At 54.6% G+C, this 16,128-nt stretch carries 14 protein-coding genes; 10 read left to right on the top strand and 4 right to left on the bottom strand.

Translation table 11 applies throughout. The features are described 5' to 3' along the window. The first annotated feature begins 7 nt into the window (after positions 1-7). The gene (gene ppdK, locus IT893_RS14190) at positions 8-2,668 is read left to right on the top strand and encodes a pyruvate, phosphate dikinase (RefSeq protein ID WP_197145558.1); all 2,661 of its coding nucleotides are present in this window, start codon (positions 8-10) and stop codon (positions 2,666-2,668) included. A gap of 62 nt (positions 2,669-2,730) precedes the next feature. Here the strand turns inward: ppdK and IT893_RS14185 are convergent, their stop codons facing one another. Both IT893_RS14185 and IT893_RS14180 read right to left on the bottom strand, forming a co-directional pair. Further along, positions 2,731-3,369 (bottom strand): hypothetical protein, encoded by a 639-nt coding sequence (locus IT893_RS14185; RefSeq protein ID WP_197145557.1) that lies wholly within the window; start codon positions 3,367-3,369, stop codon positions 2,731-2,733. A 165-nt stretch (positions 3,370-3,534) separates the two neighbouring features. Beyond that, positions 3,535-4,449: a folate-binding protein YgfZ gene (locus tag IT893_RS14180; RefSeq protein ID WP_197145556.1), complete on the bottom strand. Its 915-nt coding sequence runs from the start codon at positions 4,447-4,449 to the stop codon at positions 3,535-3,537. Positions 4,450-4,598: 149 nt separating this feature from the next. Between IT893_RS14180 and IT893_RS14175 the strand changes: the two genes are divergently transcribed. The 9 genes from IT893_RS14175 to IT893_RS14135 all read left to right on the top strand — a co-directional run bounded on the left by IT893_RS14175 (position 4,599) and on the right by IT893_RS14135 (position 14,136). Further along, a complete protein-coding gene (locus tag IT893_RS14175; RefSeq protein WP_197145555.1) occupies positions 4,599-5,639 on the top strand; it encodes a glycosyltransferase in 1,041 nt (346 codons plus the stop codon). A gap of 171 nt (positions 5,640-5,810) precedes the next feature. Next, positions 5,811-6,614, top strand: a complete 804-nt coding sequence (locus IT893_RS14170; protein WP_252723962.1) for a glycosyltransferase family 9 protein — start codon at positions 5,811-5,813, stop codon at positions 6,612-6,614. Continuing rightward, a complete protein-coding gene (locus IT893_RS14165; RefSeq protein ID WP_197145553.1) occupies positions 6,607-7,371 on the top strand; it encodes a glycosyltransferase family 2 protein in 765 nt (254 codons plus the stop codon). Before IT893_RS14170 ends, IT893_RS14165 begins: the two co-directional genes overlap by 8 nt. A 24-nt stretch (positions 7,372-7,395) precedes the next feature. Continuing rightward, positions 7,396-8,421, top strand: a complete 1,026-nt coding sequence (locus tag IT893_RS14160; protein ID WP_197145552.1) for a glycosyltransferase — start codon at positions 7,396-7,398, stop codon at positions 8,419-8,421. Beyond that, positions 8,421-10,193 (top strand): asparagine synthase (glutamine-hydrolyzing), encoded by a 1,773-nt coding sequence (gene asnB / locus IT893_RS14155; protein WP_197145551.1) that lies wholly within the window; start codon positions 8,421-8,423, stop codon positions 10,191-10,193. The genes IT893_RS14160 and asnB overlap by 1 nt, the downstream gene beginning before the upstream one ends. Before the next feature lie 91 nt (positions 10,194-10,284). Continuing rightward, a complete protein-coding gene (locus IT893_RS14150; protein WP_197145550.1) occupies positions 10,285-10,593 on the top strand; it encodes a hypothetical protein in 309 nt (102 codons plus the stop codon). Between the two features lie 36 nt (positions 10,594-10,629). Continuing rightward, complete coding sequence (locus IT893_RS14145; protein WP_197145549.1) at positions 10,630-10,989, top strand: YkvA family protein; 360 nt, start codon at positions 10,630-10,632, stop codon at positions 10,987-10,989. A gap of 94 nt (positions 10,990-11,083) precedes the next feature. Continuing rightward, a complete protein-coding gene (locus IT893_RS14140) occupies positions 11,084-12,082 on the top strand; it encodes an MDR family oxidoreductase (protein ID WP_197145548.1) in 999 nt (332 codons plus the stop codon). A gap of 89 nt (positions 12,083-12,171) precedes the next feature. Beyond that, on the top strand, positions 12,172-14,136 hold the full coding sequence (locus tag IT893_RS14135; protein WP_197145547.1) for a response regulator: 1,965 nt from the start codon (positions 12,172-12,174) through the stop codon (positions 14,134-14,136). Between the two features lie 125 nt (positions 14,137-14,261). On the opposite strand, the gene IT893_RS14130 is transcribed toward IT893_RS14135, so the two are convergent. Then, positions 14,262-14,915 carry a response regulator transcription factor gene (locus tag IT893_RS14130; protein ID WP_008891795.1) on the bottom strand — a complete coding sequence of 218 codons (654 nt, stop codon included), beginning with the start codon at positions 14,913-14,915 and terminating at the stop codon, positions 14,262-14,264. 296 nt (positions 14,916-15,211) lie between these two features. Next, a complete protein-coding gene (locus IT893_RS14125; protein ID WP_197145546.1) occupies positions 15,212-15,955 on the bottom strand; it encodes a putative metalloprotease CJM1_0395 family protein in 744 nt (247 codons plus the stop codon). Positions 15,956-16,128: the final 173 nt, after the last annotated feature.

The raw sequence follows: 16,128 nt of genomic DNA, 5'->3' as shown, positions 1-16,128 counted from the left end.
AGGCAAGATGACCAAATGGGTTTACGGTTTCGGTGGCGGTAGCGCCGAGGGCCGTTCGGATATGCGTGAACTTCTGGGCGGCAAGGGGGCCAACCTTGCCGAGATGTGCAATCTCGGACTTCCTGTCCCGCCCGGCTTTACCATTACAACCGAAGTCTGCACGGCGTTTTATGACAATGACCGCGCCTATCCCGATGGTCTGAATGCCGAGGTCGAAACCGCACTGGCATCTGTCGAAAAAGTTGTTGGTCGCAAGTTTGGCGATGCCAAGGACCCGCTTTTAGTTTCCGTCCGATCCGGTGCCCGGGCATCCATGCCCGGCATGATGGACACGGTGCTGAACCTTGGCCTCAATGACGAGACGGTCGAAGGCTTGGCAACAGTGTCAGGCGATCGTCGGTTTGCCTATGACAGCTACCGCCGTTTCATTCAGATGTATGGCGATGTCGTGCTGGGCGTTGATCACTATCACTTCGAAGACATCCTTGAGACCGTCAAGGAAGACAAGGGTGTCAGCCTTGATACCGATATGGGCGCAGATGACTGGGCCGAAGTCGTCGAGGCGTTCAAGAAAAAAGTCAAAACCGAACTGGGTGAACCCTTCCCGCAAGATCCGCGCGAACAGCTGTGGGGCGCGATTGGTGCGGTGTTTGGCAGCTGGATGAATGCGCGTGCCAATACCTATCGCCGTTTGCACAACATCCCGGCGAGCTGGGGCACGGCGGTCAACGTGCAGGCGATGGTCTTTGGCAATATGGGCGATGACTGCGCGACTGGCGTTTGCTTCTCGCGCAACCCGTCGACCGGCGAAGACCGTTTCTATGGCGAGTACCTGATCAATGCGCAGGGCGAAGACGTGGTTGCCGGTATCCGCACACCAGCCCCGCTGACGGAAATCGAAAAACAGGAATCCGGTTCGGACCTGATTTCGATGGAAGCGGCCATGCCGGTTGTCTTCAAGGAACTTTGCGATATCCGCGAAAAACTTGAATCCCATTACCGCGACATGCAGGACATGGAATTCACCGTTGAGTCCGGTAAGCTATACATGCTCCAGACCCGTGCAGGTAAACGCACGGCAAAGGCCGCATTGCGGATCGCAGTTGAAATGTGCCGCGATGGCGTGATTTCCCAGGAAGATGCGATCAGACGCGTCGATCCCGCACAGCTTGATCAGCTGCTGCACCCGACCCTTGACCCCGAAGCAGATCGCAAGGTCGTTGGTATGGGCCTTCCGGCGTCGCCGGGGGCGGCATCGGGCCAGATCGTCTTTTCTGCCGAGGCCGCTGAAGAATGGGCGGGCAAGGGCCGCAAGGTTGTACTGGTGCGTATCGAAACCAGCCCCGAAGATATCGCCGGCATGCATGCCGCCCAAGGTATTCTGACATCACGCGGTGGCATGACCAGCCACGCAGCCGTGGTTGCACGTGGCATGGGTACGCCATGTGTTTGCGGTGCAGGTGCGGTTAAGATCGATTATGCCAACAAAACCATGATGTCTGGCGGCGTGACCCTGAAAGAAGGGGACGTCATCACCCTTGACGGTGCCACGGGCGAAGTCATGCTGGGTGAAGTTGCGACCCTGAAGCCCGATCTTTCGGGTGATTTCTCGCAGCTGATGGAATGGGCCGATGCCTTGCGTCGCCTTAAAATCCGCACCAACGCCGAAACCCCGGAAGAAGCCGAAACCGCACGTGGTTTCGGGGCAGAGGGCATTGGTCTTTGCCGTACAGAACACATGTTCTTTGATCCGGAACGCATTGTCTCGATGCGCGAAATGATCCTGGCCGAAACCGAGAAGGGCCGTCGTGCCGCACTGGCAAAGCTTCTGCCCTATCAGCGTCAGGACTTTATCGACCTGTTCCGCATCATGAAGGGGCTTCCGGTTACCATTCGTTTGCTCGATCCGCCGCTTCATGAATTCCTGCCGCATGGCGATGCCGAAATCGCCGACGTGGCCAAGGCCGCCGGTGTGTCAGAAGCCATCGTCAAGCGCCGCTTGCTTGATCTTGCCGAAGCCAACCCGATGCTGGGCCATCGCGGGTGCCGTTTGGGCATCAGCTATCCGGAAATCTATGAAATGCAGGCCCGCGCCATCTTCGAAGCCGCGATCGAGGTTTCCAAGGATGGTGGCGATCCGGTCATTCCGGAAATCATGATCCCGCTGATTGTCGGCAAGAAGGAACTCGAAATCCTCAAAGCTGCGATCATCAAGGTTGCCGCCCAGGTCGAAGACGAAAAGGATGCCAAACTGAAATACCTGGTTGGCACCATGATCGAACTGCCGCGTGCAGCACTTCGGGCGGGTGAAATCGCCGAAGAAGCCGAATTCTTCAGCTTCGGCACCAACGACCTCACCCAGACGACCTTTGGTCTGTCACGTGATGACGCATCGCGCTTCCTTGATACTTATATCTCCAAGGATATCTTTGCCGGTGATCCGTTCGTATCGCTTGATCAGGAAGGGGTTGGCGAACTTGTCAGTATTGCCGCCGAACGTGGTCGTGCGACCCGCGCGGACATCAAGCTTGGCATTTGTGGTGAACATGGTGGCGACCCGGCATCCATCGCCTTTTGCGAGGCACAGGGACTGGATTACGTGTCATGTTCCCCGTACCGCGTGCCGATTGCGCGCCTTGCCGCTGCCCAGGCAGTGCTTGGCAAGTAATCGCCGCATGTGAACTCGATTTCTGAATGAAGACAAATACGGCAACGGGCATCCCGTTGCCGTTATTTTTTGCCTGATGGTGATGATGGATCGTTGCGCTGGGCATGGTGTTTCATCACCAGCATCCCGCCAACTGATAGACCCAGAAGCAGCAAGATGATGCCGCCGATCTTGAAAAGCTTCTCGTAAAGAAGGCGATTGTGATATTCCGCCTCGCGCATCTCTGTCAGATGGGTAATCACGGCATCAAGCTGAAGACGATAACGTTCTTCGGGCGCAAGCGTACTTTCATAGCGCACGGCACGCAGCAACATGTTCAACCGTTCAACCGCATCGAGGTAGTTTTCCTCGGTCATGCGGGCCTGTTCGATTGTGGGCCTCAGTGCCGGTTTTTCATTCGGCCCAAGAAAGTGCCCAGGATAGTCTTTAAGATCAGGCCAGTGATTGTCCAGACAGTCGCGAACATTGGTGACGATGGCGCCACACGGCACAATCTTCTGCGGATAAAATCGAAGCAGCGTACCAAGCGCCATCTGTTTGATCTGATGACCCTTGCGGTTATAGGCCTCGGTGATTGTGGCCATTTCCTTTTCGGCCTCGGCAATCGACATATCTGAAACAGGCACGTCACTTAGGCCCGGTGCAGCTTGCTGTGCCACGGCCATAGCAGGCACCATGGCAAGCGCGCAAAGCGCGGCCATCAAGCCCCGGACAGAAAGGACCCTATTCCACAGTTTCATCGCAGTTCCCGATTTTGCTTTTCTTTTAACATAGGGGCTTTTGCGGCGTTGCAACAGGTTTTAACGAAAACGGGCCCCGCAAGGCGGGACCCGTTCGAAACGTAAATTTGACTTCGGGCGCCGAGATCAGGCTGCGTTTTCCGGCAACTGAACCCAATCGGGAACAGAAACCGTGATCTTTGCATCGCCTGCGGTGAGCTCTGCATCGCCCTCAACCCGCTCAAGCCGGATCATTGCCAGCCCATGGTCACCGTGGACAGATCGAATGATCCCCGCTTCCTTGTCGCCATTCATAATCGGCGTGCCGGCATCCGGCGCCGGGCCGTCGATTTTGACGGGCAACAGACGTTTGCGCACAAGACCGCGATATTTGGTCCGGGCGGTAAGCTCCTGACCCATATAGCAGCCCTTCTTGAAATCGACACCGCCAAGCTCTTCAAAGCCATTTTCAAGCAGGATTGATTTCTCGATTTCCAGTTCCTCGCTGCCATTGGGAATGCCAAGTGAAACGCGCATTTCATGGTAGGTTTCGATATCGCTTTCCTCGGCACCAATTGCGGCCATTTCGATCAGCGCATTTTTCGGCAGAAGAACACGTGCGCCCATTTCGGCAAGACGCGGATCAACCGCCTTGATGCCATCGGCCATATGTGCGGTCGTACCGGGTGTTGCATCCAGCGACAGGGCGGAAAGCGCATCCTTGCCAAAGACGGCAATGACGTCGTAGCTGTCGGTGACATCAGATAGTTCTGCCTTGGCGCGGAGTTTATACATGCGAAGCTTTTTGAACAGTTCGGCCGCACGCTCGCCATTCTCGCCGCGCTCGCATTCGATCAGCAGACTGTCCTCATCCTGATGATAGACAAAGAAATCAAACAGGAATTTGCCCTGCGGCGTTAAAAGCGCGCCATAGCCGGATTTCTCGGCCGAAATGGTTTCGATATTGTTTGATACCAGCCCTTGCAGAAAGCTGACCCGATCCGGGCCGCTGACACGGATCACCGCGCGATCCGGCAAAAGGGCGTAAAAAGTCTCACTCATGATATTTATGGCTCCGGTAAATCGGAATTGTTTGGGCGAAATGTGGGGCAATCACACAAATTTCGCAAGACCTGTCTGTGCGGAGGCAGGGTGGGTAAGCTATAAGAAAACCCTTCATAAAACGCCGTCGAACGGATAGAACCAAACTTATGAAAATCTTGATGCTTGATCACTCCATCGGCTTTGATCCCAAGGATCGCGAAGCCCGTCCGCTCGGAACATGCCAGCGCGCTTTCATTGCCTTGGCTGAGTCCCTTGTTGCCCGTGGTCACAAGGTCGAAGCACGCCGCAATGGCGGCATCGACAAGGACATGCACGGCGTTGCCTGGCGACAGATTGATGCCGAACTGCCGCCCTTTGGCGGTGATGCGGTCAATACCGTGATTGTCTGGCGTGATCCGGCATTGCTCAGCCACGCTTCGGTGCCCGAGGGTGCGACTGTCGCACTTTGGTTCGATGGCGATCCGGCACGACTGAATGCCGATGATGTGCGTCTGGTGCTGCAGGAAAAGAAAGTTCAGGTCATCTTTACCGATGATGCGCAGGCAAAGGCCTTTGATGCCGACCTTGCCAAAAAGCCGATCGTGGTCAAACCGGGTGCGACAACATCCTTTGTCATGGCATCGAACATGCACTGGGCGTTTGAATCGCGCGACGAACTGGCGGTGACGGTTGCCAACAGTTCGACCGGGATCGCCCAGATCATTCGCATTTGGGAAACCTATGTCGCGCCCAAGGCGCCGAACGCGATCCTCGAAGTCTATGCCTATGACCTGTTTAGCGCCATGGCAGGCGAGAATGACAGTGTATCTGAAGACCTGCTTGATATGGTGCGATCCGCCATCGACAAGGGGGTTCGGGTCCATCATCCGAAACCAGAGGCCGACATGGCCGAAACCGTTGCCAATGCGCGTGCGTTCCTGCATCACGGCAAGTACGGGACGGATCATGTCGGGCAGTGGATTGTCGATGCGCTGGGGGCTGCAACGCCGGTTGTGTCCTATGGCGGGATTGCCAAAAGCCGGGTTGAGGATGGCAAGACGGGCTACATCGTTCCGGACGAGGCCGCGTTTGGAAATATCACGTCTCAGCTTCTGACCGACCGGTCCTTCTTTGCCAGCCAATCCGAAGCCGCACGCAATGATCGCCGCGAATGGATCCATGTCGCTGGCGAGTTGGAGAAACTGTAAGCCGTGCGCCTGCTGTTCATTACCTCAAATCGCCTCGGCGATGCGGTGCTTTCGACATCGGTTTTGCGCCACTATGTCGAAACCTATCCCGGTATCCGTGTGACGGTCGCCTGCGGCCCGGTTGCTGCACCGATTTTCGAGGGCGTTCCAAACCTCGAACGCATCATCAAAATGCCAAAGCAAAAACGCGGCGGCCATTGGTGGAAGCTCTGGAAATCGGTTGTCCTGAACTGGTGGGACATCATCGTCGACCTGCGCGGAAGTGCAACGGCTTATGTGTTGCCGGGCAAGACGCGGGTGGTGTTGCCGGGTAACGACGATGATTTGCATCGTGTTGAACAGCTCGGAAAATTGATTGGTGTTGAACCTGCATCGTTACCAGTTCTCTGGACCCGTCCTGAGGATGAGGCGCGCGCGAAAGAGCTCATCCCTGACGATGGCAAGCCGTTGTTGGCTGTCGGGCCATCTGCAAACTGGATTGGTAAGACTTGGCATCCCGAACGGTTTGAAGAAACAATTGCCGAACTGACCAAGCCCGGTGCTGTGCTTGAGAATGCGCGTGTGCTTCTGGTCGGGGCGCCGAGTGAGCGTGATTCGTCCTTGCCTGTTATTGAGAGTATTCCGCCCAATAGACGCGTAGAAATATTTGGAACAGAGCATCTTTTGACTGTGATGGCCTGTCTGAAAAAAGCCGATCTATATATTGGCAATGACTCCGGCCTTATGCACATGGCAGCTGCCTCTACGCGACCGACACTCGGGCTTTTTGGCCCGTCGCGTGAGGAACATTATGGCCCTTGTTCGAAATGGGGACGGGCGGTGCGCACGGAATGGTCATTCGACAAAATCATGGCCAACCGTGAAAGTTACCTATCGAAAGAAAATTTGATGGAAACCTTGCCGGTTGCCAAAGTTGTCGCGGCGGCAATTCAATTAGTTAAAGACTATCGCAATCAGGAAATCGGCGATGAGTGATAAAAAACCGCGTATTTCAGTCGTGATCTGTGCTCATAACGAGGAGGAAAGACTTCCTTCCTGCCTTGAAAAAGTGACTTTTGCAGACGAGATCGTCGTAATTTGCGATAAATGTACTGACAAAACCGAAGACATCGCCAAGGGCTTTGGGGCCAAAACTGTCGTCGGTAGCTGGAACATTGAAGGCGACCGCCGCAACCGCGCAATAGCCGAAGCAAGTGGCGACTGGATATTCGAACTTGATGCCGACGAGCATATAAATGCAGAGCTGGCAGCGGCCATTCCTGAAGCGGTTCTTTCGGACAAGTTCGACTCATTCTTGATTCCGGTCGACAATTATGTCGGGAAGCGCCTTGTGCGTTACGGTTGGGGGGCATCCTTCGGGACGTCTGCTGTTTGGCGGCTTTATCGCAAGGGTTGCAAGAACTGGGGGGACGAGCGGGTTCATCCCTCGTTTGAGCTGACCGGTAAAAAAGGCCCTCGGCTTGATGGTGCGTTGGTTCATTTTGTTGATCGCAACATCTCAGACATGATTCGTCGATTTGACAGTTATACATCTGCACGCGCTGCCGACCTGCGGGCCACCGGAAAGATTGGCAGTTTCGCCCACAACTTCCGCCGCATCATCTCGCGCTTCTGGCGCTGTTTTGTGTCGCGCAAGGGATATAAGGAAGGTGGGTTGGGCTTCCTGATCGCGTTGCTGGCCGCCTTGTTCCCGATGGTGTCCTATCTCAAGGCGCGCTATGACGATGAGTAAGAAAGGCGCATCGGAGAACTGCCAATGACCATGCTCCTGCAAACCATGGCCGGAAGCCCATTTGGCGGCGCGGAGGAGTTCTTTGTGCGTCTTGCCTGCGGTTTTCAGCGGGCTGGCATCGATCAACATTGTATCGTGAGGCCGAATGAAGGCCGGAACACCGTTCTCGCCGAAAATAGTGTTTCATTTGATGAACTGCCTTTTGGCGGGCGTCTTGATTTGCGAACTCCGTGGGCGTTGCGCCAGCAGATCAAAAAGCACAAGCCAAAGATCGTTCTGAGCTGGATGAACCGTGCCAGCCGGATGACGCCGTCAGGCAATTTCACCAAGGTCGCCCGGCTTGGCGGTTATTACAAGCTCAAGAACTTCAGTGATTGCGATCATCTGATTGGCAACACGCGCGATATTTGTGACTATCTGGTGCGTGAAGGGTGGCCTGCTGAGCGGACCCATTATCTACCGAACTTTGTAGACGCAAAACCAGGCACACAGCTTGACCGGTTGGAATTCAACACTCCAAACGACGCACCGCTAATTCTTGGGCTGGGCCGCCTTCACGAAAACAAGGGCTTCGATACATTGATCAGGGCCTTGGTTGATGTCCCCGGCGCGTATCTCTGGATCGCAGGGGCAGGCGATCTCAAGGACGGGCTGCTGAAACTGTCCGCCGAATGTGGTGTGGCGGATCGTGTCCGGTTTTTGGGATGGCGTCGCGATGTGGCCAATCTCTTTGCGACCTGTGATGTCTTTTGCGCCTCTTCGCGACATGAACCGCTCGGCAACATGGTGATTGAGGCATGGGCTCACGGCAAACCGGTTGTCGCACAGGCCAGTCAGGGACCAATGCAATTGATCAAAGCGGGCGAGAGCGGATTGCTGTCTCCACTTGAAGATGTTTCTGCGTTGGCGTCTGATTTACGCGCAGTCCTTGACGATAAGGCGCTTTCAGACACATTGTCGGCAAATGGGCGTGCGGCTTTTGATGCCAACTTTACCGAGGATGTCGTGGTCGCGCGATATAAGGCTTTCTTTGACGAGGTTGCACCTTAATGTGCGGAATTGCCGGTTATATCGCCAAGGACAAGCAATCCCTTGATCCTGAAATCCTTGATCGTTTACGTGATGCATTGGGGCATCGCGGACCAGATGGTGACGGGCGCTATATCAAAGGCCCCGTCGGTTTCATCCAGACACGCTTGGCAATTATCGATCTCAATACTGGTGACCAGCCGCTTTACCACGAAAATGGTAGTGCTTTGATCGCCAACGGTGAGATTTATAACTATCTGGAGCTCAGAAAAAATCTGGGTGAAGAGGGCTTTAAAACCCATTCAGACAGCGAGACTGCGCTTCGCAAATTCGTGCGCGATGGTATTGGCGGGTTTGATCAGTTGCGTGGCATGTATGCCTTTGCCATTCATGATGTGGTCGATAATCAGGTCGTTCTGTGTCGCGACCCGTTTGGTATCAAGCAGATATATTACGTTGAAACCCCTGAATATTTCGCATTCGCGTCCGAAGCGCAGGCATTGGTCGCTGCCGGCCTTGTTGGTCGGGAAGTACGCGAGGATGCCCGGTACGAGTTGCTTCAGGTGCAATTCACCACAGGCGCGGACATGATCCTTGATGGGATCAAACGACTGCAGCCCGGTGAAACCATCGTTTTGAAAAACGGACGGATTGTCGAGCGCCGGCGTCGTCAGGTTCTCAGTGATGCAGGTGCGACCGGGAATAATCTGGAAAGTGCGCTTTATGAGTGGGACCGGGTGTTCGAGGAATCGGTTCGGCTACACCAAAGATCTGATGTCGATTATGCCATGTTCCTGTCGGGCGGGGTCGATAGTGCGTCCTTGCTTGGTATGATGCACCGGCTTAATGAGAGACCGGTAACGGCCTATACTGCAGCGTTTGAAGCCAGCAGTGTGCATGACGAACGCGAACTCGCCCGAGAGGTCGCCAAGGCATGCAACGCCAACCATATCGAAGTGATGTTTTCCGAAAATGACTTCTGGACGCTATTGCCGGAGGTGGCTGCGCGAATGGATGATCCGGCAGCGGATTATGCCATTCTTCCGACCTACAAGCTAGCCAAGGAAGCCGCGCGCGATTTCAAGGTTGTGCTGTCGGGCGAGGGTGGTGACGAGCTGTTTGGCGGCTACGGTCGGTACCGGTCGGTCATGCGCCCCTTTTTACTGGGCGGTCGTGTGATGCGCTCCAAGGGGACGTTCGATAAGATCGATGTCTTGCGGCCCGGTGTTCTGGAGGGGTGGCGCGATGGCATTGCAGCGTCCGAAAGTCGTGAAAGCCGGGGGAAACGGTCGCGTCTGGCGATTGCTCAGGCCGTGGATTGCGCCGACTGGTTGCCCAATGATTTGTTGCTCAAGCTTGATCGCATGCTGATGGCGCACGGTCTTGAAGGGCGCACACCGTTCCTTGATCCGGTTGTCGCCGAGTTCGCCTACCAACTTCCCGACCGCCTCAAGGTCAGAAAGGGCGTTGGCAAATTCCTGTTGCGCAGTTGGCTGGAACGCTGTCTGCCGATGGCAAAGCCGTTTGCCAAGAAGCGCGGCTTCACGGTTCCGGTTTCAGAATGGATTGCAGCGCGTGGCAAGGAGTTGGGACCGCTGGTCGCCCGGCAGGCAGGCATTATCGAGATCGCAGATGCCGACAGGGTGGAAAAACTTTTCGACACTCCGGGCAAACGTGAAGGTGCGGCTTGTTGGCATTTGCTGTTCTATGCGCTTTGGCATCAGGCGAATGTTCTCGGGCATGCGCCTTGCCCGGACGTTTTCGAAACACTCGCCAGTTTTCAAAAAAGTTAAGACGTCTTAACTTTTACGGGAACAAATCACTCGCTCCGGCATTTCTTAATTGCAAATAACAATTAACAGATATGCTGTTGGGACATGAGTGATGCTGTATCTTGATAAACTGGCGATGTTGGCGGTTCTTGGTTTTGCATTGTTGCTGGCATGGATGACTGTACCGCCGAATGATTTACACGCGAAATCGATTAAGGCGCTGCCCTTGAAAGAAAGTGCGACACTGGGCGCGACATATGAATTCAAGCTCCCGACCACTGTCTATGCCAAATGTACGATTGATTGCGGATCAATTGGGGTTGATGTGACTGAGCAGGCGACCAGTGCTGAGCAGCGTGAAAAGTTTGCGCGCGCAATGCGGATTGCTTACTCTGCCTATGTCACGCCACTGCATCGTTGAAACGGTTAACTGCCTTTGAGAAAAGCTTCGGTCTGGATGATCGTACCCAACCTGTTGCGCACTTTGATGCGCAAAGATGTGGCACTGAAATCCAAGCTTCTATTACTGACCGGTCTGGTTTATCTGGTCAGTCCTGTTGATTTCCTGCCCGATGTTTTGGTCGGGATTGGCTGGTTGGATGATCTTGTGATCGTGCCTTTGTTGGGATGGCTGTCCTATCGAAGCCTGCCTGACTATGTGCAATGTGAAGTGGTCCGGGACGACTTGCAAAAACAGCCCACGTCGCGTCGCTTGTTGGTCTATCTCGGCATTCTGGCGATTGTGGTCATCGCTGTTGCGGTTTTGGGGGGTACGGATACCTCGCTTGAACCTGCAAGCGTTCCCGCGGCTGATTGATCAATCCCTCTTGTCGGATGTAACCTGCGTGTTTGACGCACGGTGGTGGGCACCATACTCTTGATCGATCATCCGAACAGATCGGGAGGATCCCATGGCTGAATCATTTCGCGCACTGGTTCTGGACCAGAAAGAAAAAAGCGTTACAGCAGAATTCAAGAACCTGACGACAGATGACCTGCCCGCAGGAGAAGTGCTGGTTCGGGTCAAATGGTCAACTCTCAATTATAAGGACGGCATGGTCCTGAACGGATTAGGACGGCTTGTGCGCACGTATCCCCATGTGCCCGGCGTTGATTTTTCTGGCGAAGTCGTTTCATCAGCCGATGATCGTTATAAGCCCGGCGATGAAGTTGTGCTGACTGGCTGGCGGGTTGGTGAAGCCCATTGGGGCGGTTATGCCCAGCTTGCACGGGTGAAGGCCGATTGGCTTGTTCCGTTGCCCGCCGGAATTGATGCATCACAGGCAATGGCAATCGGCACGGCGGGCTTCACCGCAATGCTGGCAGTCATGGCACTGGAAGATCAGGGTGTGTCGACAAAGCAGGATGGCGAAGTCCTTGTGACCGGGGCTGCCGGGGGCGTTGGTTCTGTTGCTGTTTCAATACTTTCTGCGCTTGGCTATCGGGTTGCCGCATCGACGGGACGCGCCGAAACGCATCAGTATCTCCGTGATCTCGGTGCCAGTACGATCATTGATCGCAATGAACTGACCGATACCAGCAAACCTCTGCTGACGGAACGATGGGTGGGGGCAATCGACAGTGTCGGTAGCACGACGCTTGCCCACGTTCTTTCCGAGATGAAATATCATGGTGTTGTTGCCGCCTGCGGTCTTGCCGGTGGTCCGGATTTGCCCGGAACTGTTATCCCGTTCCTGCTGCGTGGTGTGAAACTGATCGGGATTGATTCGGTCATGTGTCCCTATGAGACGCGCGTGCGTGCCTGGCAGCGCCTGGCGCGCGAATTGCCGAAGGATCAACTGCAATCTGCAACAACGAAAGTTGCACTGTCCGATATTCTGCCATGGGGGGAGAAGATCCTCAAAGGGCAGGTGCAGGGACGTCTGCTTGTTGATGTTCAGGATTGCTAGCACCCGCAAAACCATGCAGACTCAACGGGTTTTCGATCCGTGCGATGCGGCACGAAAACCCGTGTCTCTGAAAGCTGGAAATGAACGTGATGCCTGAACAACGGTTCCGAATTCTTCTTGTCGAAGATAATCCCGGGGATGCGTTTCTTGTGCGTACCCTGCTGGAAGAAACCGGCGAGCCGTTTGATATCGAGCATCGAAGCGACCTTGCATCCGCGATGGCGGTGCTTAATGGTGACGGCCCAGATGCACTGTTTGATGTTGTTTTGCTGGATCTGACCTTGCCGGACTCGTCTGGCGTACAAACCATCAGCCGTGTGCGTAGTTGTGCCAATGCCGCGCCTGTCGTTGTTCTGACCGGCCACAAGGACGAGGAACTTGCGTTCGAAGCCCTTCAACATGGCGCTGAAGACTATCTGACCAAGGAATTTCCGGATGGTCGTACAATCCGTCGTTCCATCAGGTATGCGATTGAACGGTCGCGCGCCGAACGCGCGCTCAAGGAAAGTGAAGAGCGTTACCGCAAACTGGTCGAGTTGGCACCAGAACTGATCTCTGTCCTGAGTGGCGAAGAGATCGTCTATATGAACCAGCAGGGCGTCAGCATTTTGGGCGCACGAGACAGTGATAAACTTGTCGGGCGATCCTTCATGGAAATGGTGCATCCTTCAAGCCGCGAAACGCTTGAAGAATACATTTCGCGGTATAGAAACGGTTATCCGGGGCGTGCGGATTTCACAATCATCTGCCAACGCCCGGAAGGCGAAAATGTCGAGCTGGAAGTCTCGGCCATTGCCTTTACCCACGAGGGGGCACCAGCCATGCTGATGCTGGCAGAAGATGTTACGGACAAACGTAAAGTTGAACGTCAACTGGTTCAGACGTCCAAACTGGCAACGCTTGGTGAAATGGCAGCGTCCGTTGCCCACGAAATGAATCAGCCGCTGAACGTCATCCGGATGGCCGCAGATACCTGCGCCCTGCAATATGATCTGGATGCCGTGAAACCGGCCTTCCAGCGCGAAAGACTGGCGCTCATCAGTTCCCAGACAGAGCGCATGTCCGAAATCATCAAACATCTTCAGATATATAGCCGTCCGGACGACGATGATTTTGCGCCGTTCGACGTCATGAAAGCCGTTGAGCGCGCCGTGGACATGGTCGAACATGATTGCAGATTGTCGGGCATTGCAATTGATGTCGTCGCCCCCCGGCAGCGCTGTTTCGTCAATGGCCGACAGGTTCAGTTGGAACAGGTTCTGGTCAATATGCTGAGCAACGCGCGCGATGCCATCAACGAAAGCGGCGATGATGCCGGCAGTATCGGTGGTTTGATCCGTGTCAGCGCAATGGTTGACGAAGCGCGGAAGTCATTGAAACTGGCTGTCAACGACAATGGCGGCGGTGTTCCGGAAGCCGCCATTGACTTGCTTTTTCACCCGTTCTTCACGACCAAGGATGTTGGCAAGGGAACCGGACTTGGGCTGTCGGTCAGTTTTGGCATTGTCGAGGCCATGGGCGGCCGAATTGATGTGCGAAATGAGGGTGACGGGGCCTGCTTTGAAATCACTCTGCCGCTTGCGGATGCCGATACCACGAAGGTGGATCATCATTCCGACGCAGGTCAGGAGGATGGCTGGCTGACCAAGGTGCCGCCGAATGCCGAAGCACGCGGCAAAATTCGCGTGCTTGTCGTCGATGACGAAGTGGATGCCATGGAAATCATCTCGGGATATCTTGAAGCACAGGGCTTTAATGTTTCCGCCGCAAGTAACGGTGAAGATGCTTTGGCGATTGCGGGTGTTGTGCAGCCTGACATCCTGATTACCGACATTCGCATGCCACATATGGATGGCAACGCCTTGGTCAAGGAACTTCGGGAACGCAATCCCGCATTGCCGGTAATTGTAATGACCGGCCACCCAGGCGACGCTGACCGACCGGTTGAGGATGAGGATGGGCCAGATGCACCGGTGACAGTGATGTCAAAGCCGCTGAACTTGAAGGAACTTCTGGCAACACTTGATGAGCTTTGCGAAGTGTTCGCGGCTTAAGTTTGCCCCGCAGGCATCCGCAAGAGACTTTTGGCTGCAAGTGGACTTATGATTTAAATTGATAAAGGAAAAGCCCGGCATTGTGCCGGGCTTTTTCTGATTTGTTTGCCTGGATTTGGCAGCGATCAGGCTTCCCAGCCCAATTGCATGGCAATCTTCACCGCTTGTGTACGGTTGGCAGCACCGAGCTTCTTGAAAATACCGGTCAAATGGACCTTCACGGTAATTTCGCGAACGGTTAGCTGTTTGGCGATTTCCTTGTTGGAAAGGCCCTTGGTCAGAAGACCCAGCACTTCGCGCTCGCGGTTGGTCAACTGCCGCAAGGGGTTGTCTGGTGCAAGGCCGTCAAGGTCGATCTCACCCGGGCGCATCTGCGTGCCATCGTCTTCGAGCAATGCAGACGGGATGTATTTTTCGCCGGACAGAATCAAACGCAGGGCGTTGATCAGGGATTTACCTGACAGCGTCTTGGGCAGATATCCCGACGCACCATGTTCCAGTGCGTTCAGAACGTCGCTGCGTTTAACCGAGCCTGAAAGAATAACCACAGGAATTTCAGGATGTTTCTGGCGCATGACGGTCAAACCGGACAATCCATTCATGCCAGGCATGTTCAGATCGAGGATGGTCAGTTCGACGTTGGTTTCTCCGTCAACGACGGCAAGTGCTTCTGCGAAGTCTTTCGCCTGCGCGACTTCAACTTCCGGCGCTGCGAGTTTTAGGAAGGAAGTGATCCCGTCTCTGACGAGATCGTGATCGTCTGCTAGCAGGATGTTCATTTTTATGCCGTACCTGTTCTTGTCCAAAGCTCACTGAAATAAATTGGGACAGCGACCTCGGAAACGCGATCCACAATTGCAATAATATGGTTTCGCGCGATTCTGATATTTTCAATCCAAGCGTCCCCCCCGGACGCGAGCGCAGCATTCAACAAAACGGTGTCCCTGTCAAACGGCAGGATAGTTTTTGATAGTAGCATCTATCCAAGTGAATAGGTATCCGAACTCAAGGATAAGTATTTCATCGCGCATCGAATAGTATATCAGGGGATCAGAAGGAACCGCGATAGGAAAAGTTACACAGAAATTGATATATTCTGATGCGCGCCGTTTTTAGACATCGCCTCGTTACGTGCGGATTCTTCGGTAGTATTGTTTGTATCAATACCATCACTGGTTGCTCTTTGCAGGCTTGCCTGGCGGAAGGCTGCCATATCGGCACCTGATGGTGCGTTTGGTGCCAGTGCTGCATTTTGCAAGGTGGCCAGCGCACGATCACGATCTTCCGCACTGCCAGACAGTGATACGCTTACATCAACGTGACCACCAATGGCATAAGCGTTACCGTCCGGACCAATCTGATATGTGTATTGCGGCGCAGAGCCATAAGGCCCGGCAGCAGCGGCATGGGCCTCTTCCTCTTGGCGTACAGCTGAATCTCGGGCGCGCAACTGATTGATGACAGCTTCTTCAGCCGGGTCGAGATCCTGACTGGACAAAGTACCATTTGTGGTGTTGCCGTTTTCCGAATTGGTTTCGCGTGCCTCGCGGTATTCCGCACGGCTGACGCCGCCAGCAACCGCTTGTGCCTCGGTCAGGGTGCGTGGATCAACAATCCGCGTGCGTGCGCCGTCTGAGCCGGCGCCAGCAATGGCATATGGCGAAACAGATGACGCATTTCCGCCCTGACGCTGGACTTCAATGGCCTCATATTCGGCCAAAACACGCCCATCAGCAGTTTGCGCGATTTCCCGAACATTCAGGATAACGCCCAAGCCGCCCCCATTCGGGTTGGCTATGGTTTGACCAGCTGAAATCATCTGTCTTTACGTCGCTCGTAATCTTAAGACGAAACCTATACGAAAAGACACCATAGCAGAAAAATGACCGGGAGTCTCGGCTCGCAATAAACGGTCTTAGGGGTAAGGCGCCTGAGGCGTAATGGCATCGGTTGATGGCTTGCGCATCCGTACCCTTGCTGGTATCAAAAATC

It is taken from the genome of Thalassospira sp. A40-3, from assembly GCF_015871485.1.
GTDB lineage: Bacteria > Pseudomonadota > Alphaproteobacteria > Rhodospirillales > Thalassospiraceae > Thalassospira > Thalassospira tepidiphila.
This window is presented reverse-complemented; position numbering and strand designations above follow the sequence as displayed.

Coding starts and splice junctions, on each gene's coding strand:
- IT893_RS14160 (WP_197145552.1), top strand. CDS start 7,396: ATGACCATGCTCCTGCAAACCATGGCCGGAAGCCCATTTGGCGGCGCG.
- IT893_RS14135 (WP_197145547.1), top strand. CDS start 12,172: ATGCCTGAACAACGGTTCCGAATTCTTCTTGTCGAAGATAATCCCGGG.
- IT893_RS14170 (WP_252723962.1), top strand. CDS start 5,811: ATGCCAAAGCAAAAACGCGGCGGCCATTGGTGGAAGCTCTGGAAATCG.
- IT893_RS14140 (WP_197145548.1), top strand. CDS start 11,084: ATGGCTGAATCATTTCGCGCACTGGTTCTGGACCAGAAAGAAAAAAGC.
- ppdK (WP_197145558.1), top strand. CDS start 8: ATGACCAAATGGGTTTACGGTTTCGGTGGCGGTAGCGCCGAGGGCCGT.
- IT893_RS14165 (WP_197145553.1), top strand. CDS start 6,607: ATGAGTGATAAAAAACCGCGTATTTCAGTCGTGATCTGTGCTCATAAC.
- IT893_RS14150 (WP_197145550.1), top strand. CDS start 10,285: ATGCTGTATCTTGATAAACTGGCGATGTTGGCGGTTCTTGGTTTTGCA.
- IT893_RS14125 (WP_197145546.1), bottom strand. CDS start 15,955: ATGATTTCAGCTGGTCAAACCATAGCCAACCCGAATGGGGGCGGCTTG.
- IT893_RS14130 (WP_008891795.1), bottom strand. CDS start 14,915: ATGAACATCCTGCTAGCAGACGATCACGATCTCGTCAGAGACGGGATC.
- asnB (WP_197145551.1), top strand. CDS start 8,421: ATGTGCGGAATTGCCGGTTATATCGCCAAGGACAAGCAATCCCTTGAT.
- IT893_RS14175 (WP_197145555.1), top strand. CDS start 4,599: ATGAAAATCTTGATGCTTGATCACTCCATCGGCTTTGATCCCAAGGAT.
- IT893_RS14145 (WP_197145549.1), top strand. CDS start 10,630: ATGATCGTACCCAACCTGTTGCGCACTTTGATGCGCAAAGATGTGGCA.
- IT893_RS14180 (WP_197145556.1), bottom strand. CDS start 4,449: ATGAGTGAGACTTTTTACGCCCTTTTGCCGGATCGCGCGGTGATCCGT.
- IT893_RS14185 (WP_197145557.1), bottom strand. CDS start 3,369: ATGGCCGCGCTTTGCGCGCTTGCCATGGTGCCTGCTATGGCCGTGGCA.